The following is a 20,837-nucleotide window of genomic DNA, read 5'->3' on the forward strand; positions in this document are numbered from 1 at the left end:
TTGTGAAATAAATGTGTCCCTTATTAATTTCCGATTTTTTTGTTCTGGAATTAATTGGGATCTGACCCTTATATAAATTTATTGCATGAGGTGATGCCTTGCCTTAATCTTGCGTTCCCTGCGAAAAATTTGAGGATTCCGCCATGACGACGGCTGCCGAGATCAAGCATCTCCAAGACCACGGTCTGTACTCCAAGAGCAACGAGCACGACGCCTGCGGCCTCGGCTTTGTTGCACATATCAAGGGCGTCAAGCGCCATGACATCGTCACCGGCGCGCTCAAGATCCTCGAAAACATCGACCATCGCGGCGCCGTGGGCGCCGACAAGCTCATGGGCGATGGCGCGGGCATTCTGATCCAGATTCCCGACCAGCTCTACCGCGAAGAGATGGCAAAGCAGGGCGTGGCCCTGCCGCCCGCGGGCGAGTACGGCGTGGGCATGATCTTCCTGCCCAAGGAACACGCCTCGCGCCTGGCTTGCGAGCAGGAGATGGAACGCGCCATCAAGGCCGAAGGCCAGGTCCTGCTGGGCTGGCGCGATGTGCCCGTGAACCGCGACATGCCCATGTCGCCCACGGTCCAGGAAAAGGAACCCATCCTGCGCCAGGTCTTCATCGGCCGCGGCGCCGACGTGATCGTGCAGGACGCGCTGGAGCGCAAGCTGTACGTGATCCGCAAGACGGCCAGCGCCGCCATCCAGAACCTCAAGCTCAAGCACAGCAAGGAATACTACGTTCCCAGCATGAGCAGCCGCACCGTGGTCTACAAGGGCCTGCTGCTGGCCGACCAGGTGGGCGTGTACTACAACGACCTGTCCGACGAGCGCTGCGTCTCGGCCATCGGCCTGGTGCACCAGCGCTTTTCGACCAACACCTTCCCCGAGTGGCCGCTGGCCCACCCCTACCGCTACGTGGCCCACAACGGTGAAATCAACACCGTGCGCGGCAACTACAACTGGATGCTGGCGCGTGAGGGCGTGATGGCCTCGCCCGTGCTGGCCGAAGACCTCAAGAAGCTCTATCCCATCAGCTTCGCAGGCCAGTCCGACACGGCAACTTTCGACAACTGCCTGGAACTGCTGACCATGGCCGGCTACCCCATCAGCCAGGCCGTGATGATGATGATTCCCGAGCCCTGGGAGCAGCACGAGTCCATGGACGAGCGCCGCCGCGCCTTCTATGAATACCACGCCGCCATGATGGAGCCCTGGGACGGCCCGGCCTCCATCGTGTTCACCGACGGTCGCCAGATCGGCGCCACGCTGGACCGCAACGGCCTGCGCCCCTCGCGCTACGTGATCACCGATGACGACTTGGTCATCCTGGCGTCCGAAGCCGGCGTGCTGCCCGTGCCCGACAGCTCCATCGTGCGCAAGTGGCGCCTGCAGCCCGGCAAGATGCTGCTGATCGACCTGGAGCAGGGCCGCCTGATTGAGGACGACGAGCTCAAGGCCAACATCGTCAACACCAAGCCCTACAAGCAGTGGATCGAGAACCTGCGCATCAAGCTGGGCAGCGTGGGCGGTGACACCCATGCCGGCCCCGAGGCCGCCAGCCTGCCGCTGCTCGAGCGCCAGCAGGCCTTCGGCTTCACGCAGGAAGACATCAAGTTCCTGCTGGCCCCCATGGCCAAGAACGGCGAGGAAGGCATCGGCTCCATGGGCAACGACAGCCCGCTGGCCGTGCTGTCGGACAAGAACAAGCCGCTGTACAACTACTTCCGCCAGATGTTCGCGCAGGTGACCAACCCGCCGATCGACCCCATCCGCGAAGCCATCGTGATGTCGCTGGTGTCCTTCATCGGACCCAAGCCCAACCTGCTGGACATCAACCAGGTCAACCCGCCCATGCGCCTCGAAGTGCACCAGCCGGTGCTGGACTTCGCCGACATGGCCAAGCTGCGCGACATCGAACGCCACACCCAGGGCAAGTTCAAGAGCGCAACGATCGACATCACCTACCCGCTGTCCTGGGGCAAGCAGGGCGTGGAAGCCAAGCTGGCATCGCTGTGCGCGCAGGCCGTGGACGCCATCAAGGGTGGCGCCAACATCCTGATCATCAGTGACCGCCATGTGAGCGCCACCCAGGTGGCCATCCCCGCGCTGCTGGCGCTGTCGGCCATCCACCAGCACCTGGTGCGCGAGGGCCTGCGCACCACGGCCGGCCTGGTCGTGGAAACGGGCACGGCGCGCGAAGTGCATCACTTCGCCGTGCTGGCGGGCTACGGTGCCGAGGCCGTGCATCCCTACCTGGCCATGGAAACCTTGGCCGACATGCACAAGGAGCTGGGCGGCGACCTTTCGGCCGACAAGGCCATCTACAACTACGTCAAGGCCATCGGCAAGGGCCTGTCCAAGATCATGTCCAAGATGGGCGTGTCCACCTACATGTCCTATTGCGGCGCCCAACTGTTCGAGGTGATCGGCCTGAACAGCGACACCGTGGACAAGTACTTCACCGGCACGGCCAGCCGCGTCGAGGGCATCGGCGTCTTCGAGATCGCCGAGGAAACCATCCGCAACCACCGCGCGGCCTTCGGTGACGATCCCGTGCTGGAGACCATGCTGGACGCCGGCGGCGAATACGCCTGGCGCGCCCGTGGCGAAGAGCACATGTGGTCGCCCGACGCCATCGCCAAGCTGCAGCATTCCACGCGCTCCAACAACTGGAGCACGTACAAGGAATACGCCCAGCTGATCAACGACCAGAGCAAGCGCCACATGACGCTGCGCGGCCTGTTCGAGTTCAAGTTCGACCCGGCCAAGGCCATTGCGCTGGACCAGGTCGAATCGGCCAAGGACATCGTCAAGCGCTTTGCCACGGGCGCCATGTCGCTGGGCTCGATCAGCACCGAGGCCCATGCCACGCTGGCCGTGGCCATGAACCGCATCGGCGGCAAGAGCAACACCGGCGAAGGCGGGGAAGATCCCCAGCGCTACCGCAACGAGCTCAAGGGCATCCCGATCAAGAAGGGCGAGACCCTGGGCTCCATCATCGGCGCCGACAAGGTCGAAGCCGACATCGAGCTGCAGGACGGCGACTCGCTGCGCTCCAGGATCAAGCAGGTGGCATCGGGCCGCTTCGGCGTCACGGCCGAGTACCTGTCGTCCTCGGACCAGGTGCAGATCAAGATGGCCCAGGGCGCCAAGCCCGGCGAAGGCGGCCAGCTGCCCGGCGGCAAGGTGTCCGACTACATCGGCAAGCTGCGCCACTCCGTGCCCGGCGTCGGCCTGATCTCGCCCCCGCCCCACCACGACATCTACTCCATCGAGGATCTGGCCCAGCTGATCCACGACCTGAAGAACGTGGCACCGCACGCCGACATCTCGGTCAAGCTCGTGTCCGAAGTGGGTGTGGGCACCATCGCGGCCGGCGTGGCCAAGTGCAAGAGCGACCACGTGGTCATCGCAGGCCATGACGGCGGCACGGGCGCATCGCCCTGGTCGTCCATCAAGCATGCGGGCTCGCCCTGGGAAATCGGCCTGGCCGAGACCCAGCAGACCCTGGTGCTCAACCGCCTGCGCGGCCGTATCCGCGTTCAGGCCGACGGCCAGATGAAGACCGGCCGCGACGTCGTCATCGGCGCGCTGCTGGGCGCCGACGAGTTCGGCTTCGCCACCGCGCCCCTGGTCGTCGAGGGCTGCATCATGATGCGCAAGTGCCACCTGAACACCTGCCCCGTGGGCGTGGCCACGCAGGACCCGGTGCTGCGCGCCAAGTTCTCGGGCAAGCCCGAGCATGTGGTGAACTACTTCTTCTTCATCGCCGAGGAAGTGCGCCAGATCATGGCCCAGCTGGGCGTGGCCAAGTTCGACGACCTGATCGGCCGTGCCGACCTGCTGGACACCCGCAAGGGCCTGCAGCACTGGAAGGCCCAGGGCCTGGACTTCTCGCGCCTGTTCGCCCAGCCCGAAGTGCCCGCCGACGTGGCGCGCTTCCATGTCGAAAAGCAGGACCACCTGCTGGACAAGGCGCTGGACGTGAAGCTCATCGAGCGCTGCAAGCCCGCCATCGAGAACGGCGAGCGCGTGCGCATCATGGAAGTGGCGCGCAACGTGAACCGCTCCGTGGGCGCCATGCTCTCCGGTGCCGTGACGCGCGTGCATCCCGAAGGCCTGCCGGATGACACCATCCGCATCCACTTCGAGGGAACCGGCGGCCAGTCCTTCGGCGCCTTCCTGTGCAACGGCATCACGCTGAACCTGCGCGGCGATGCCAACGACTACACGGGCAAGGGCCTGTCCGGCGGCCGCGTGGTGGTGCATGCCAGCCATGAATTCCGCGGCGACACGACGACCAACACCATCGTCGGCAACACCGTGATGTTCGGTGCCACCAGCGGCGAGGCCTTCTTCGGCGGCGTGGCCGGCGAGCGTTTCGCGGTCCGCCTGTCGGGCGCCACGGCCGTGGTCGAAGGCGTGGGCGACCACGGCTGCGAATACATGACCGGCGGCACCGTGGTGGTGCTGGGCAAGACGGGCCGCAACTTCGCGGCCGGCATGAGCGGCGGCGTGGCCTATGTGTATGACGAGGATGGCCGCTTCGCCGAGCGCTGCAACAAGGCGTCCGTCTCGCTGGACCAGGTGCTGCCCCATGACGAGCACCTGGCCCAGGTCTCGCCCGCCGTCTGGCACCGCCGCGAAACCGACGAACGCCAGCTGCGTGCACTGATCGAGGCGCACAGCCGCTGGACCGGCTCCAAGCGCGCCCGCGACCTGCTGGACAACTGGGCGGCGGCCCGCTCCAAGTTCGTCAAGGTCTTCCCCAGCGAGTACAAGCGTGCCCTGTCCGAGATGTACGAGCGCCAGGTGATGGAAGAGCCCGCCACGCCCGAGGTCGAGGAACACGCCAAGGAAGCCGTGGCCGCCAAATAACAAGGAAGCGAAGGATGCGGGCAGCAGCCCGCATCCATCCCTGCACCCCACACATCAGGACAACGAATCATGGGAAAGACCACCGGCTTCATGGAATATGAACGCCTCGAGGAGGGCTACGCGCCCGTCGTCGAGCGCGTGAAGCACTACAAGGAATTCGTCATCGGCCTCGATGACAGCCAGGCCAAGATCCAGGGCGCGCGCTGCATGGACTGCGGCACGCCGTTCTGCAACAGCGGCTGCCCGGTCAACAACATCATTCCGGATTTCAACGACCTGGTCTTCCACGGCGGCTGGAAGAGCGCCAGCGCCGTGCTGCACAGCACCAACAACTTCCCCGAGTTCACGGGCCGCATCTGTCCCGCACCCTGCGAGGCCGCCTGCACCCTGAACATCAACGACGACGCCGTGGGCATCAAGTCCATCGAGCACGCCATCATCGACCGTGCCTGGGCCGAAGGCTGGGTCAAGCCCCTGCCCAGCAGCCGCAAGACCGGCAAGAAGGTCGCCGTGGTCGGCGCAGGCCCCGCAGGCCTGGCCGCATCGCAGCAGCTGGCCCGCGCCGGCCACGATGTCACGCTGTTCGAGAAGAACGACCGCGTGGGCGGCCTGCTGCGCTACGGCATTCCCGACTTCAAGATGGAGAAGTCGCACATCGACCGCCGCGTCGAGCAGCTCGTGGCCGAAGGCGTCAAGATCCGTACCGGCGTGCTGGTGGCGGGCAAGGACGGCCTGGGCGAAGACTCCAAGGTCACCAACTGGGCCAAGGAAACCGTCAGCCCCGAGCAGCTCATGGCCGAGTTCGACGCCGTGCTGCTGACCGGCGGTGCCGAGCAGTCGCGCGACCTGCCCGTGCCGGGGCGCGAACTCAAGGGCATCCATTTCGCCATGGAGTTCCTGCCGCAGCAAAACAAGGTCAACGCCGGCGACAAGCTCAAGGGCCAGCTGCGGGCCGATGGCAAGCACGTCATCGTCATCGGTGGCGGCGACACCGGCTCCGACTGCGTGGGCACCAGCAACCGCCACGGCGCCGTCAGCGTGACCCAGTTCGAGCTGATGCCCATGCCGCCCGAGCAGGAGAACAAGCCCCTGGTCTGGCCCTACTGGCCGATCAAGCTGCGCACCAGCTCCAGCCACGAGGAAGGCTGCGAGCGCGAGTTCGCCATCGCCACCAAGGAATTCATCGGCGAGAAGGGCCAGGTCACGGCCGTCAAGACCGTGCGCATCGAAATGAAGGACGGCAAGATGGTCGAGGTGCCCGGCAGCGAGCAGGTGCTCAAGGCCGACCTGGTGCTGCTGGCCATGGGCTTCGTCAGCCCTGTGCAGGCCGTGCTCGACGCCTTTGGCGTGGACAAGGACACCCGCGGCAACGCCAAGGCAACCACCGACTTCACGGGTGGCTACGCCACCAGCGTGCCCAAGCTCTTCGCCGCCGGCGACGTGCGCCGCGGCCAGTCCCTGGTGGTCTGGGCCATCCGCGAAGGCCGCCAGGCCGCTCGCTCCATCGATGAATTCTTGATGGGCGCGTCCGACCTGCCTCGGTGAGGTAGGCACCCCCTGAGTCGCTTCGCGCCTTCCCCCCGTGGCACGACGCCTCTCTACTCGCTGCGCGAGGGAGGGGGACGACAGCCTTGCTGCGGGGCGGCCCTTGCTCGCTGTCCCTGGGTTTGAAGTGCGCCAGTTTCGAATGCTCCGGACTGATATGAGAGAGTACGGTGGCTAAAAAAAAAGCCCTTGGTGATGAACCAAGGGCTTTTTGCTTTTCGTGCTGCGGGGACTATTGCGCCGGCTTGTCGTCTGCCGGCTTGTCCACTGCAGTGCCGGACTCGGCTTCTTCTTCTTCCGGTGCCTTGGAGACGCGGCTGAACCAGCCGGCGCCCAGGATGCCTATTTCGTAAAGAATGCACATCGGAATGGCCAGGGCCAGTTGGGAGATCACGTCGGGCGGCGTGACCACGGCGGCAATGATGAAGGCCACCACGATGAAGTAGCCGCGGAAGGACTTGAGCTTGGCGATGTCCACCAGGCCGAAGCGCACCAGCAGCATGACCACGATGGGCACCTGGAAGGCCAGGCCAAAGGCCAGGTACAGCGACAGGATGGCCTCCACATACGAGGCGATGTCCGGCGTGGCCGCCACGCTGTCCGGGGTGAAGCCCTGGATGAAGGCGAACATCTTGTCGAGCACGAAGAACTGCACGAAGGCGATGCCGATATAGGCCAGCAGGCTGCCGAAGATGATCAGCGGCAGCGCAAAGCGCTTTTCATGGCTGTACAGGCCGGGAGCCACGAAGGCCCACATCTGGTACATGATCCAGGGCAGCACGGCCAGCACGCCCACCATCATCAGCACCTTGAGCGGTACGAAGAAGGGCGTGAACACGCCCACCGCGATGAGCTTGGCATCGGGCGGCATGTGGGCCTTGATCGGATGGGCGATGAAGTCGATCAGCCCGTTGGGGCCGGGCCACACGGCCAGCACGGCGATCGCCAGACCGATGCCGTAGATGCAATAGAGCAGGCGGTCGCGCAGCTCCATCAGGTGCTGGACGAAAGGCTGCTCGGTGCCTGCCAGCTCGTCGTCTTTAGGTGGAATGTCGGACATGGTGCGAAACCGCGGCGGGCCGCAAGGGCATCCACGGACCTGGGGTGAAAAGCAGAAAGCCCGACGGATCGGGCAGGATTCGGCAATGGCGGGTGCCCGGGTGGCAGAGGCTGGGCTGGTTGCCTCGTGGCCCGCGGCGCGCCGGCATCTTCAGCGGGACTTCTGGGGGCGAAAGCGCGCCACGCGCGCCGCGCCCGACTGCGCCTTGGTGCGCACACCGGCACGGGCCTTGTACCACTGGGGCACGGCGGCACGCTTGAGGCGCCAGTTCTTGCCCGGGTGGCGGTAGGCCGGCGCCACGGCGCTGTACGTATCGCTGTCGGAGCCGTAGGAAGAGGAGTCGTACGAGGAAGACGTGCCGTTGAGCGATGCCGTGGACTCGTTCCAGTCCTTCTCGAAGTTGGCGGCCGAAGTGTGGATGGATTGCTCGACGTCTCGCGCCGCGCCCTCCACGGTGTCCTTCATCTTGCGCAACTCGTCGAGTTCCATCGAACGGTTGACCTCGGCCTTCACATCGGAGACATAGCGCTGGGCCTTGCCCAGCAGGGTGCCTACGGTACGCGCCACGCGCGGCAGCTTCTCGGGACCGATGACCACGAGGGCCACGGCACCGATGAGCGCCATCTTGGAAAGGCCAATATCAAACATGGAAGCTTGGCGTGCGGGCCATCAGCTCTTTTGCTTGGCTTCGACGTCGATGGTGGTCTTGTCGGCAGCCGTCTGGCCGGCGACCTGGCCGGGAGCGGCTGCGGGAGTGTCGGTGGAGGTCGAACCGTCCTTCACGCCGTCCTTGAAGCCCTTGACGGCGCCGCCGAGGTCGGAACCGATGTTCTTCAGCTTCTTGGTGCCAAACACCAGAACCACGATGGCCAGGACGATCAGCCAATGCCAGATGGAAAACGAGCCCATGAGAATCTCTCCTAAGAATTGCAGGTCATTTTAGACGCCGGGCCATGGCGGCAGTTCGCAAGGCCCCACAAAAGCCGTTTGGCCGACGCAAGAAACAGGGGGTGCCTCAAGCAAGAGACGGGCCACCTTGTGCCGGGCGGCAGCCGTCTGCCGCAGGCAGCGTGGCCGCTGCGGCGTTTTCAGCCCTTGAGTTTCAGCCCTTGAGCCAGGGGCGGGGGCCGCCCATGACGTGGATATGCAGGTGGTGGACTTCCTGGCCGCCTTCGGTGCCGGTGTTGACCACCAGGCGAAAGCCCCCGTCGGGATACGGGTTGCAGCCTTGCTCGGCGGCCAGGCGGGGTGCCAGCGCCATCAGGCGGCCCAGCAGCGGGGCGTCCTCGGCCTGGACCTGGGCCATGGAGGGGATGTGCTTCTTGGGCACCATCAGGAAGTGGATGGGCGCGCCGGGATGGATGTCGTGGAAGGCGAAGACGTCTTCGTCCTCATAGACCTTGCGGGAAGGGATCTCGCCTTTGGTGATGCGGCAAAACAGGCAGTTCGGGTCGTGGTCGTGCATGGCGCTACAGGAATCCTGGGAAGCTGGCGGTAGGTTGGAAATCAGGCCGGATTGTCGTTGATGCGCAGCGTCTGGCGCACGCCGATGTCGCTGCGGTGCTGCTGGAGCCACTGCTGGCCCTGCTCGCGTCCGAGCTCGAACAGCTCGCGCACGAAGCGCATGTCGGAGCGCGTCTTGGTCGAGGCGCCATAGCCCTTGAGCACGGAGCCGCCGTCCACGCGGTGCAGCAGCACCTTTTTGTAGCGTGTCGGGTCCAGCTTGCCCTGCTCGAGCAGGCGCTTGACGAACTCGATGGCGCGCAACTCGGCCAGCAGGCCGGCGTTGAAGGTGACCTCGTTCATGCGGTCCATGATGTCGGCCGCCGTGTTGGGCAGATCGGTGTGCTCGATGGGGTTGATCTGCACCAGCAGGATGTCGCTGGACGCCGTGCCGTAGATCAGCGGGTACAGCGCCGGGTTGCCCGAAAAGCCGCCATCCCAGTAGGGCTCGCCATCGATTTCCACAGCCTTGAACAGCTGAGGCAGGCAGGCCGAGGCCATGACCGCGTCGGCACTGAGTTTTCTGCCCGAAAAGATGCTTCCCCGGCCTGTGCGCACATTGGTGGCGCAGACAAAGACCTTGGGCACCACGCCTTCCACGGGCGGATGCGTCAGCGCCTCGAAATCCACGACCCGTTCGAGCAGCTTGCGCAGCGGGTTGATGTCCAACGGGTTGGTCTGGTAGGGCGAGAAGAACTGGTTGAGCACGCCCATGAAGGGGCTGCCCGGCAGGGGCGCGCCCCACATCAGGCTGCCCATGGTGCCCACGCCTTCCCACAGTTCGGTCAGCGTGGCGCGGGCCAGCTCGGCCCCCAGCTCCTGGGCGGCCACCGGATCGCTTTCCTGGCGTGCAGCCTTGGCAAAGCCCTGGGCCAGGGCCACTGCATTCATGGCACCGGCGCTGGTGCCGCTGATGCCGTCGAAGACAAAGCTGCCGTCTTCCAGCAGCGCATCGAGCACGCCCCAGGTCAAGGCGCCGTGCGAGCCCCCGCCCTGCAGGGCGAGGTTGATCTTGCAGGTCGGGGTCGGAGTCATGGCGGTTTGCCCGGGACCTTCAGCGGTCCACGGCCTGGTTGCGGTTCATGGCGACCATGCCGCGCACGATGCGGTAGAGGAACCAGATGGAGATGACGGTCCAGGCGATCCAGCCGGGCACGAAGAACAGCAGCCACAGCGGCGCCGTGACCAGGTACAGGATGCCGGCCCAGATCACGCTGCGGATGCGCCACGAGAAGTGGTTGGCCATCCAGCTGCCTTCGGCGTCGCCGCGCTTGACCAGATCGATGATCAGGGCGATCACCAGCAGCGCAATGCTGGGCTGTGCGCCCGGCACGACGGCGGCCACGGCCACCACCAGGTGCAGCAGGTAGCTGACCCAGCCCCAGGCCTTGAGGCCTTCGATGCGGGACTGGTCCAGGGCACGGACTTCGATGTAATCGTCATTCATGGCAGCGGTCCTTTCTCGTTCACATCACGTTCCTGGGCCTTGCGCAGCGCCTTTTCCTCGATGCCGCTGGTGCCTTCGCGGCGTTCCAGTTCGGCAACGACCTGGGCGGGCGTCAGGCCATAGTGGGCCAGGGCGATCATGCTATGGAACCACAGATCGGCCACTTCGTAGAGGATTTTGCCGGTGTCTGCGCCATGGTCTGCGTCCTTGGCGGCCATGACCACTTCGGTGGCCTCTTCGCCGATCTTCTTCAGAAAGGCATCCGGGCCCTTGTGCAGCAGGCGGGCGACGTAGCTCTTGTCGGGGTCGCCGCCGTTGGCGGGCTTGCGGCTTTCGATGACGGCGGCCAGGCGCGCCAGGGCGTCCAGCGAGGAAGTGCTTGCGGTGTCGTTCATGTTCGTGGAATTCATTTGTAGATCGATTCGGGGTCTTTCAAGACCGGATCGACGGCCTGCCACTGGCCGTTCTGCAGCACGCTGTAAAAGCAGCTGTGGCGCCCCGTGTGGCAGGCAATGCCGGGCTCGTGGCCGGTCTGGGTGATCTTGAGCAGAACCACGTCGTTGTCGCAGTCGATGCGCACCTCGTGCACGGTCTGCACGTGGCCCGATTCCTCGCCCTTGAACCACAGCTTGTTGCGCGAGCGGCTGAAGTAGACTGCGCGACCCAGCTCGGCCGTCTTGGCCAGGGCCTCGCGGTTCATCCAGGCGAACATCATCACGTCGCCCGTGTCCTTTTCCTGCGCGATCACGGGCACCAGGCCCTGCGCATCCCATTTGACTTGATCTAGCCAGTTCATTGCCTGCATTGTGAATATCCTGGGTGGGCATCCCTGTGACAGGATTGTCAGGAATTGCCTGGATTGAAAATACACCCCCTGAGTCGCTTCGCGCCTTCCCCCTCTCTCGCTGCGCGGGAGGGAGACGACAGCCTTGCTGCGGGGCGGCCCTTGCTCGCTGTCCCTGGTCCCTTGGGCCGCGCCGGTTTCATGGGTTGTGGGCGGCGCGAGCGCCATGGAAAACTGAAATGAAGGAGTCCGCCGACGCGCCGTATCAGAGGCGCACGGGCACGCCGCGCTCGGCCATGCGCTGCTTGGCCTGGCCCACGGTGAATTCGCCGTAGTGGAAGATGCTGGCGGCCAGCACGGCGTCGGCGCCGCCCAGGGTCACGCCATCGGCCAGGTCGTCCAGTGAGCCCACGCCGCCCGAGGCGATCACGGGCACGGGCACGGCGTCGCTGACGGCGCGCGTGAGCTTCAGGTCGAACCCGGACTTGGTGCCGTCGCGGTCCATGCTGGTCAGCAGGATCTCGCCCGCGCCGCGGCGCGCCATTTCGGCGGCCCACTGCACGGCATCCAGGCCGGTGTTCTTGCGTCCGCCGTGGCTGTACACGTCCCAGCCGGGGCCGGCAGCGCGGCCATCGGCGCCCATGCGCTGCTCGTCCTCGGCGGTGCGCCGCTTGGCATCGATGGCCACGACGATGCATTGCGCGCCGTACTTGTCGGAGGCGGCATTGATCACATCGGGGTTGGCGATGGCGGCCGAGTTGAAGCTGGTCTTGTCGGCGCCCGCGTTGAGCAGGCGGCGCACGTCCTCGACGGTGCGCACACCGCCGCCGACGGTCAGGGGAATGAAGACCTGGCTGGCCACGGATTCGATGATGGGCAGGATCAGGTCGCGCCCGTCGCTGGTGGCCGTGATGTCCAGGAAGGTCAGCTCGTCCGCGCCCTGGGCGTTGTAGCGCGCGGCGATCTCCACCGGGTCGCCCGCATCGCGCAGTTCCACGAAGTTCACGCCTTTGACGACGCGCCCTCCCGTGACGTCAAGACAGGGGATGATGCGTTTGGCAAGCATGGGCAGACTCGTGGCTAGGGCGTGAAACAAGGGCGAAAAGATACCACGCCCTCGGCGCCCGCAGGCGCTGCGGGGTTCAGCGCTTGAGGCCTGCGGCCTGGCTTTGCCAGCGCCATGCGTCTTCGCACATGCGATCGATATCCAGCGCAGCCTTCCAGCCCAGCAGGCGCTCGGCCTCGGCGGGGTCGGCCCAGCACTGGGCCACGTCGCCGGGACGGCGCGCCACGATCTGGTAGGGCACGGGGCGGCCGCTGGCGCGCTCGAAGGCCTTGACCATCTCCAGCACCGAGACCGGGCGCCCCGTGCCCAGGTTCACGGTCAGCAGGCCCTGCTGCTCGCGCAGATAGCGCAGCGCTGCCAGGTGGCCGCGCGCCAGGTCGGTGACGTGGATGTAGTCGCGCACGCCCGTGCCGTCCGGCGTCGCATAGTCATCGCCATAGACACTGAGCTGCTGGCGCTGGCCGATGGCGACCTGCGACACATAGGGCATGAGGTTGTTGGGGATGTCGCGCGGGTCCTCGCCGATCAGGCCGCTTTCATGGGCGCCCACGGGGTTGAAGTAGCGCAGCCGTGCCAGGCTCCACTGGCCGGGCTCGGCGCGGTCCAGGTCGGCCAGCATTTCCTCGATCCACAGCTTGCTGCGGCCGTAGGGGTTGGTGGCGGACAGCGGAAAGTCTTCGCGGATCGGCAGGCTGGCCGGATCGCCGTAGACCGTGGCCGAGGAGGAGAACACCAGGCTGCGCACGCCCGCCGTCCGCATGGCCTGCAGCAGGGCCACCGTTCCGCCCACGTTGTGTTCGTAGTAGCGCAGCGGCTGGGCCACGGACTCGCCCACGGCCTTGAGCGCGGCGAAGTGGATCACCTCGCGGATGGAGTGCTCGGCAAACAGCCGCTCCAGCGCGGCGCGGTCGCGCACGTCGCCCTCGACGCACAGCGGGCGCCGGCCCGTGATGCGTTCCATGCGGTCGAGCACATCGGGGCTGCTGTTGCTGAAGTTGTCGTAGATCAGGTAGGGCTCGCCCGCAGCGGCGAGTTCCACGCAGGTATGCGAGCCGATGAAGCCGGCGCCGCCTGTGACCAGAATCATGAATACCTTTCATTGGTGATTTTTCTGCCTGCCTAGTATCGCCATAACCCAGCTTCCCCCGTGCTTCAAGGGCGCCGAGCACAAAAGTAGGGAGAAGACACGTTTGCAGACAAAAACCGGTATGCTCGCGCCCGCATTTCGTCGGACTGACGATAGCTTTTATCAAATCGACTAGAAATTTGATGTACAAAAACTATGAATTGACCGTGCGTGGCCGCACCCCGAGGAGAAGGCCGTGAACGCTTTCCTGCGAACCTGCCTGTTTTGCTGGGGGCTGTTGTGCGGCTGGGCGGTGCAGGCCGCCGAGCCAGCGGTTGCCGTCTATTACGGGAACAAGGCCTCGCTCAGTGAACTGAGCCTCTACGACATTGCCGTCGTGGAGCCGGGCCACGGCTACGACCCCGTTCAATTCCGCAAGCAGGCTCCGGGCAGCGAGCTCTACGCATATGCCTCCGTGGCCGAGGTGCTGCCCGAGCGCGCCTACTTCAGCAAGATTCCCGAGGCCTGGAAGATGGCGCGCAACGGCGCCTGGCAGTCCATCGTCCTGGACCAGACGCCTGCGCAGTGGCCCGCCTTCTTTGCCGACGAGGTGATCGCACCGCTGTGGAAGCAGGGTTTTCGGGGCTTCTTCCTGGACACGCTGGACTCCTACCGCCTGGCCGCGAATTTCGACGAAAAGGCCCAGCAGGACGGCCTGGTGCGCGTCATCGAGACGCTGCACCAGCGCTATCCCGGCATCCGCCTGATCCTGAACCGGGGTTTCGAGATCGTGCCGCGTGTGAGGGACAAGGTACAGATGGTGGCGGCGGAGTCGCTGTTGCGGGGCTGGGATGCCAGCCTCAAGCGCTATGTGAACGTGCCCGAGAAAGACCGCGAATGGCTGCTGCAGCAACTGCAGACCATCCGTGAGCGCGACCGCCTGCCGGTGCTGTCCATCGACTACGTGGCCCCGCATGACCGCGACGCCACGCGCGAGACGGCCCGCCGCATTGCGCAGTTGGGCATCATTCCGTGGGTTTCCGATGCCGGGCTGCAGACCCTGGGCATAGGCCAGGTGGAGGCGGTGGCGCGCAGGGTGTTGATTCTCTACAACGGTGCCGACTATCCGTCCATCAACGGCGCATCGGCGCACCGCTTCCTGGAAATGCCCATCAACTACATGGGCTACGTTGCCGACTACGCCGATGTGCGCGAGCCCCTGCCCGAAGGCGTGGCGCGCGACCGCTATGCCGGCGTGGTGAGCTGGTTCGGCGGCGCGGTGCCCGAGATGCGGGCCAAAAGCGTGCGGCAGTGGCTGGCCAACCAGGTGCAGCAGGGCATGCCGCTGCTGGTGCTCAATACGCTGGGCCTATCACAGGACCGCACCATGTCGGCCGCCCTGGGCACGCGCAGCACGGAAGCGGCACCCGTGTTCCCGCTGCGGCGCGCCGAAAAGGCGTCGGTCATGGGTTTCGAGATACAGCCGGCCGAGCCAGCGCACGATTACGAAGGCTGGGAGTTCACGCCGCAGATGGCCAGGGGCAGCCGCGAGCTGCTGTCCTTCGACGACAAGCGGGGGCGCCGATTCGTGTCGGCCGCCATCACGCCCTGGGGCGGCTTTGCGCTCATGCCCTATGTGGTGGTGAGCATGCCGGGCACCGACCAGTCGCGCTGGGTGATCGATCCCTTCGCGCTGCTGCGCGAGGCGCTGCGCCTGAAGGATTTCCCCGCGCCCGATGTCTCCACCGAGAACGGCCGCCGCCTGTTGCTGGCCCATGTGGATGGCGACGGCTTTCCCTCCAGGGCCGAGCTGCCGGGCACGCCCTTTGCGGGCGAAGTGCTGCGCCGCGAGATTCTGGAGCGCTACAGGATTCCGCACACCATCTCGGTCATCGAGGCCGAAGTCTCGCCGCAGGGCCTGTATCCGCAGTGGGCCGACCAGCTGGAGGGCATTGCCAAGCGCATCTTCGCCATGCCCCATGTCGAGATCGCCAGCCATTCCTATTCCCATCCCTTCTTCTGGGAGCCCGGGGCAGCGCCCGACGGGGATGACAGCAAGGAGGTGAACCTCAACCTCCACATCCCCGGCTACCAGATGGACATGAACCGGGAGATCAATGGTTCGGTCGACTATATCCGCAAGCGCCTGGCGCCGCCCGGCAAGCCGGTGGACGTGTTCCTGTGGACCGGCAACACGGCGCCCAGCGCCGAGGCCCTGGCCATCTCCGACGCGGCGGGACTGCTCAACATGAATGGTGGCGACACGGCCATCACGCGCAGCAATCCTTCGCTGACCGAGGTGCGCAGCTGGGGTCTGCGCAAGGGCGGCCACCTGCAGATCTATGCGCCCGTCACCAACGAGAACATCTACACCAACCTCTGGCACGGGCCGTTCTACGGCTTCGAGCGCGTCATCGAGACCTTCGAGATGACCGAGGCTCCCCGGCGCCTGAAGGCCGTGGACATCTACTACCACTCCTACTCCGCCAGCAAGCAGGCCAGCATCAAGGCGTTGCACAGGATCTACCAGTGGGCGCTGGCGCAGCGGCTGAACCCGGTCTACAGCTCCGAGTACATCCGCAAGGTGCAGGATTTCTACGAATTCGCCATCGGCCGCGACGCGCAGGGCTGGCGCTTGCGGGGTCCGGGCCAGCTGCGCACGCTGCGCATGCCGCCCGGCATGGCCCTGCCTTCCATGGCTGCCAGCAGCGGCATTGCCGGCTATGCCAAGGGGGCAGACGGCAGCTACCTGCACCTGGCCGGCAGCGCCGGATACCTGGTGCAACAGGCGCAACAGACGCAACAGGACGCCGCAGGCGCGGCCGCCCACGCGGCGCGCCCCTATCTGGTGGATGCCAATGCCCGGCTCACGCAATGGCAGCCCCAGGCCGACGGCGGCGTGCGCTTCGCCCTGCAGGGCCATGTGCCGCTGGAGCTGCGCATGTACCTGCCTGCCGGCTGTTCGCTGAGTTCCTCGAACGCCGCCACGCCCCTCCTTGCCGTGGCGGGTGCCGATACCGGCAACGCCAACCTCCGTTCCTTCAGAAGTACCCAAAACAGTGTCGAACTCCAAGCGCAATGCCGGGGGCTCTGAGCGCCCCATCACGGTTCCCTTCTGGCTGATCGCGCTGCTGGCGGTACTGATCGGTGGCGCCCTGTGGATGCTGTTTCCCAAGCAGGATCTGGAGCGCCGGCTCTCTGTCACCGGAGATGACTCCGAGCTGTCCTACAACTACCTGAGCAACCTGCTCAAGAGCGATCCCGGCAACGAGAACCTGCGCGCCCTGCTCAAGGCCAAGGAAGAGCGCCTGCAGGCCATCAAGCTGGCGCGGGAAGAGGCGGCCAAGCAGGCGCTGCCCAGCGCAGCCGTCCAGGCCTGGGACCACTGGCAGGCCGCCTACCAGGGCTATCTGGAGGCGCAAAAGCAGGACCACCGCGCGGGCGGCCAGGCCGAGGCGCTGGCGCCGCAGGTGATGCAGGCGTTGAAGGACGTGCCGCTGCAGGGGCTGACCCAGGAGCAGGCGCTGTACCTGGCCTCGTCGGCGCTGGTGCTCAAGGACGCACCGCTGGCCCTGGGCATCTACGACGACGTGGCAGGCCGCCAGGCCGATCCCGCGCGCAAGGCGCAGGTCTATGAATCCGCAGCGCGGCAGGCGCTGGGCATGTCCCTGTACGAGGAATCGGCCCGGCTGCTGCGCCAGGCAAGCGCCACGACCGAAGACGTCCAGCAGTCGCGCGCCTACCTCTGGCAGGCCCTGCAGGTGCTGCAGTCCGGCAACCGTGCCAACGAAGCGCTGGCGCTGGCGCGCCAGCAGGAAGAACTGCTGGGCAGCGACCCCGAGACGCTGCGAAAGCTCATCGGCCTGGCGCGCGCGGCAGGCAACCGGGCCGAGGCCGAGCGCTATGCCAAGCGGCTGCTGCAGCTGTCCCTGCTGCAGCAGTGGCAGACGCAGGTGGCCGGGGCTTCGGGCGCCGGTCCGGACCCGGTTGCCGACGACGGCGCCTGGGCGCTGCAGCCCGTGGCCTGGACCGCGCCGGGCTGGCGCATGCTGCGCACGGCCGATCCCGTGCGCAAGCCGCCGCCGGGCCTGCCCTTTGACGACAAGACCTACCTGCTGGGCTACGAGGTATTCCTCGAAAACCGCAACCTGGAAGATGCCTGGCGCGTGGCCACGGCCGCCGTGCGCCAGGCGCCGCAGGACATGGCCTGGCGCGAACGCCTGGCCCAGGTGTCCGAATGGATGGGACAGCAGCAGCAGGCCCTGGACAGCTGGCTGGTCATTGCGCAGAACACGGGGCGCGAGGATGCCTGGAAGACTGTGATGCGCCTGGCGCCGGGCCTGTTCGACGACCGTGCCCTGATTGCCGGCCTGCGCCACCAGTTGAGCCGCCGTCCCCAGGATGCCGCGCTGCAGCAGGCGCTGGTCCAGGCCTACGAGCGCCAGGCCGAGCCCGGCGAGGCCATCGACTATCTGCAAAAGCACGGCAGCACGCCGCAGTCGCAGATCCTGCTGGCCCAGCTGGCCGAACGCGCAGGCCGGTCGCAACTGGCGCTGCAGGCCTGGAAGCGTGTGCTTGCCGATCCCGAGCAGCGCACGCCGGCCCATGCCATGCCCGCCGCCGTGCTCGCGCTGCTGCAGGGCGAGCCGGCGCTGGGCCTGCGCTGGCTGGAGGATGCGCAGACGCGCATTCCCGCCGGCATGCAGGACGAGGGCGAGTACTGGCGCCTGCTGGGCGACCTGGCCCAGGACCAGCGCCAGGAAGCACTGACGCTGAAGGCCTACCGCCGCCTGCTGCAGACGCCGCACGCCGGCATCAGCGACTACGACGAGGTGATACGCCTGCTGCAGCGCGCCGACCGGCGCGAGGCGGCCCGGATGTCCCTGCACGCCTGGGAGCAGTTCCATGACGTGCGCCATCTGACGCAGGCCTTCTACCTGCTGGAGGACCTGGAGGACTGGACGCAGATCGGCAGCCAGGTCGAACGCATCTTGGCCGACCCGGCCCTGGTCAAGCGCCTGCAGGGCCAGCCCACCTTCTTCCAGATACTGGGCGCCTACTACCAGCGCACGGCGCAATCGAAAAAAGCCATGGAGGCCTTCGAGAAGGGCCTGGCGCTGGACCCCGGCTCCACGCCGCTGCGCCAGGGCCTGATGTGGCTGCTGATCGACACGCAGAACGCGGCGGCCCTCAAGCTGCTGCTGGCGGCGGCCGAGCCTGTCTGGGCGCGCGATGCCGACATGCACGGCGCCCTGGCGGCGGCCTACATGACGCTGTCGCGCCCGGCCGTTGCGCTGGAACGCTATCTGAAGCCGCACCGCGCCGAGCATGCCGACGACTTCCTGTGGATGATGCAGTACGCCGACGCGCTGGAGCAGAACCAGCAGGCCGATCGGGCCTGGAGCCTGAGGCAGCAGCTGTGGACGCGCGAGAAGGTGCGGGCACGCGCCAAGGACGGCGCAGCGGCCCTGGCCGCCCGCAAATGGCTGACGGCCGAGGGGCTGGACGAGGTTCAGCGCCAGGCCCGCAGCCGGCTCATGCTCTTTCACACGCAGGGCGATGCCGAATTCGCCCTGATGCGCGAGCTGCTGCGCATGGACCTGGAAGGCGGGCGCCGCGAGCATTCCGCCGCTGCGGCCGAGCTGGCCATTGCCTGGCTGCAGGAGCGCGGCGAGTACCAGGCCGAGCGTGGCTACCTGTGGCAGCAGTACGCGCGCAGCCGCAGCAAGAGCACCAGCTCGCCGCTGTGGGCCGAGATCACGGTGGCCCTGGCGGAAAAGGATGTGGCCCAGGCCGGGCAGCTGCTGCAGCGCCATGACGAGGCGCTGCCGCGCTATGACCGCATCAACGCGGCAGCCATGGTCGGCGATGTGCGGCTGGCGCAGACGGCGGCTTTCGAGAACATGGCCGACCAGCCCGACGACGATCCCCTGCACCTGGCGCTGACCGAGCAGCTGCTGGCCTTCAGCGACTACGGCGGCCTGCAACTGCGCAACCGCCGCATGGACGCCATCGACGAGCAGGTCTCCCGGCTGCGCTGGCATGTGGGCCTGAACCCCCGCTGGGCGCTGGACCTGGATGCCGAGGACGTGCGCCGCACGGTCAACAAAAACACCCTGGTGCGCGGCCCCTCGCAGGAGCGGGGCATCGGCCTGCGCCTGACGCGCAAGACGCAGTCGGCGTCCAGCGAATTCATGCTGGGCCGGCGCGAAAGCCTGGAGAGCTACACGCCCATGCAGTTCACGCAGACCTACAACGTGGACAGCCGCTGGAGCCTGCAGGCATCACTGGGCCGGCACCTGGCCACGCAGGAAACGCTGGCCATGCGTATGGGCGGCATGAAGGACCGCGTGTCGCTGGGCAGCAGCTACCAGCTCTCGCGCCTGGACCAGATCACGCTGGAGCTGGCATCGGAGCGCTACCGCGTGCAAAGCGGCGCACGCGTGGGCTCCGGCAACCATGCGACGCTGCAATACCTGCACACCTACCGCAGCGAGGCGCCCACCCTGCAGTTCGGCGCCTTCACCTCCTGGCACCGCTACAGCCGCAACGACCCGGCGCTGCTGCAGGGCCGGGATGCGGCCATCCTGGGTTACCTGCCGCCGTTCAACGATCCCACCATCGACTATCTGCTGCCGCGCAGTTTCCGCTTCTCGGGCCTGCAGATGATGTTCAACACGGGCTACGAGCAGCAGTACACGCGCGCGCTGCGGCCCTACGCCAGCCTGGCCCTGACGCACCACAGCGTCAACGGCGCGGGCTACGAGCTGGGCATGGGCCTGGCCACCAGCCTGTTCGGCGCGGACCACCTCGCGCTGGGCCTGAATCTGTCCAAGTCGGGCATCAACACCGTGGGCAATACCCGCGAGCTGTTGCTGACCTACCGCCTCCACTACTGATCCGAAGACTTCAAGGAGCCTCTCCATGACACACCGCACCACTTTCGCCTCCCGCCTTCGCGTGCTCACGGGTATTGCCCTTGTCGGCCTGCTGTCTGCCTGCTCGACCATCGACCGGGGCACGGCGCCCGCGCTGGAGACGAATGCCAGCTGGGCGGTGCTGCCCTTCGAGAACCACACCGAAACGCCCATGGCCGGCAACCGCGCCGCCGCCATTGCCACGGCGCTGATCAATGCGCGTGGCGTGGGCCAGGTCAAGCGCTACACGGGCGATGCACTGCAGGAAACCCTGTTCGACGGCCGCGAAGCCAAGCGCCGCGATGACGCCCTGGCCTGGGCGCGCGGCGAAGGCGTGCGCTATGCGCTGACGGGCGCGGTGGACGAATGGCGCTACAAGGTGGGCGTGGATGGCGAGCCGGCCGTGGGCGTGACCTTGGAGATCGTGGACGTGGGCACCGGCGCCACCGTGTGGAGCGGCGCGGGCGCGCAAAGCGGCTGGAGCCGCGAGGCCCTGGCCGCCGTGGGCCAGAAGCTGATCCGCAACCTGCTGGGCACAGGCCTGGCCAACGCCCGATAAGCGAATCCAGGGAACG

Annotated in this window: 15 protein-coding genes; 5 read left to right on the forward strand and 10 right to left on the reverse strand. The window is 66.5% G+C overall.

Annotated features, from left to right (window positions below; translation table 11 throughout):
• The first annotated feature begins 143 nt into the window (after positions 1–143).
• Positions 144–4,874 (forward strand): glutamate synthase-related protein, encoded by a 4,731-nt coding sequence (locus ACUTR7_RS24585; protein WP_013800777.1) that lies wholly within the window; start codon positions 144–146, stop codon positions 4,872–4,874.
• A gap of 69 nt (positions 4,875–4,943) precedes the next feature.
• Positions 4,944–6,419 (forward strand): glutamate synthase subunit beta, encoded by a 1,476-nt coding sequence (locus ACUTR7_RS24590; protein WP_043822251.1) that lies wholly within the window; start codon positions 4,944–4,946, stop codon positions 6,417–6,419.
• A 232-nt stretch (positions 6,420–6,651) separates the two neighbouring features.
• On the opposite strand, the gene tatC is transcribed toward ACUTR7_RS24590, so the two are convergent.
• From tatC to galE, 10 genes are all read right to left on the reverse strand, one after another.
• The gene (tatC, locus tag ACUTR7_RS24595) at positions 6,652–7,479 is read right to left on the reverse strand and encodes a twin-arginine translocase subunit TatC (protein WP_445610028.1); all 828 of its coding nucleotides are present in this window, start codon (positions 7,477–7,479) and stop codon (positions 6,652–6,654) included.
• A 150-nt stretch (positions 7,480–7,629) separates the two neighbouring features.
• Positions 7,630–8,127 (reverse strand): Sec-independent protein translocase protein TatB, encoded by a 498-nt coding sequence (gene tatB / locus ACUTR7_RS24600; protein WP_012207353.1) that lies wholly within the window; start codon positions 8,125–8,127, stop codon positions 7,630–7,632.
• Positions 8,128–8,148: 21 nt separating this feature from the next.
• A complete protein-coding gene (gene tatA / locus ACUTR7_RS24605) occupies positions 8,149–8,388 on the reverse strand; it encodes a Sec-independent protein translocase subunit TatA (protein WP_013800780.1) in 240 nt (79 codons plus the stop codon).
• Between the two features lie 193 nt (positions 8,389–8,581).
• Positions 8,582–8,944, reverse strand: a complete 363-nt coding sequence (locus ACUTR7_RS24610; protein WP_012207351.1) for a histidine triad nucleotide-binding protein — start codon at positions 8,942–8,944, stop codon at positions 8,582–8,584.
• Positions 8,945–8,985: 41 nt separating this feature from the next.
• A complete protein-coding gene (locus ACUTR7_RS24615) occupies positions 8,986–10,017 on the reverse strand; it encodes a patatin-like phospholipase family protein (RefSeq protein WP_445610029.1) in 1,032 nt (343 codons plus the stop codon).
• Positions 10,018–10,036: 19 nt separating this feature from the next.
• On the reverse strand, positions 10,037–10,429 hold the full coding sequence (locus ACUTR7_RS24620) for a DUF4870 family protein (RefSeq protein WP_013800783.1): 393 nt from the start codon (positions 10,427–10,429) through the stop codon (positions 10,037–10,039).
• Entirely contained in the window at positions 10,426–10,839 is a 414-nt protein-coding gene (locus ACUTR7_RS24625) for a phosphoribosyl-ATP diphosphatase (RefSeq protein ID WP_445610030.1), read from the reverse strand. Before ACUTR7_RS24625 ends, ACUTR7_RS24620 begins: the two co-directional genes overlap by 4 nt.
• The gene (gene hisI / locus ACUTR7_RS24630; protein ID WP_013800785.1) at positions 10,836–11,234 is read right to left on the reverse strand and encodes a phosphoribosyl-AMP cyclohydrolase; all 399 of its coding nucleotides are present in this window, start codon (positions 11,232–11,234) and stop codon (positions 10,836–10,838) included. Before hisI ends, ACUTR7_RS24625 begins: the two co-directional genes overlap by 4 nt.
• 244 nt (positions 11,235–11,478) lie before the next feature.
• Positions 11,479–12,279, reverse strand: a complete 801-nt coding sequence (hisF, locus tag ACUTR7_RS24635; RefSeq protein ID WP_016450993.1) for an imidazole glycerol phosphate synthase subunit HisF — start codon at positions 12,277–12,279, stop codon at positions 11,479–11,481.
• 76 nt (positions 12,280–12,355) lie between these two features.
• Positions 12,356–13,366: a UDP-glucose 4-epimerase GalE gene (gene galE, locus ACUTR7_RS24640; RefSeq protein ID WP_099732863.1), complete on the reverse strand. Its 1,011-nt coding sequence runs from the start codon at positions 13,364–13,366 to the stop codon at positions 12,356–12,358.
• 235 nt (positions 13,367–13,601) lie between these two features.
• Here galE and ACUTR7_RS24645 point away from each other — a divergent pair, with 235 nt between their 5' ends.
• The 3 genes from ACUTR7_RS24645 to ACUTR7_RS24655 are packed head-to-tail and all read left to right on the forward strand — an operon-like array spanning position 13,602 to position 20,821.
• Positions 13,602–16,439 carry a bifunctional glycoside hydrolase 114/ polysaccharide deacetylase family protein gene (locus ACUTR7_RS24645; protein WP_445610031.1) on the forward strand — a complete coding sequence of 946 codons (2,838 nt, stop codon included), beginning with the start codon at positions 13,602–13,604 and terminating at the stop codon, positions 16,437–16,439.
• A complete protein-coding gene (locus ACUTR7_RS24650; protein ID WP_445610032.1) occupies positions 16,405–20,244 on the forward strand; it encodes a tetratricopeptide repeat protein in 3,840 nt (1,279 codons plus the stop codon). Before ACUTR7_RS24645 ends, ACUTR7_RS24650 begins: the two co-directional genes overlap by 35 nt.
• A 25-nt stretch (positions 20,245–20,269) precedes the next feature.
• Positions 20,270–20,821 (forward strand): transporter, encoded by a 552-nt coding sequence (locus ACUTR7_RS24655; protein WP_043822266.1) that lies wholly within the window; start codon positions 20,270–20,272, stop codon positions 20,819–20,821.
• Positions 20,822–20,837: the final 16 nt, after the last annotated feature.

Source organism: Delftia sp. NA_296.1, assembly GCF_052692095.1.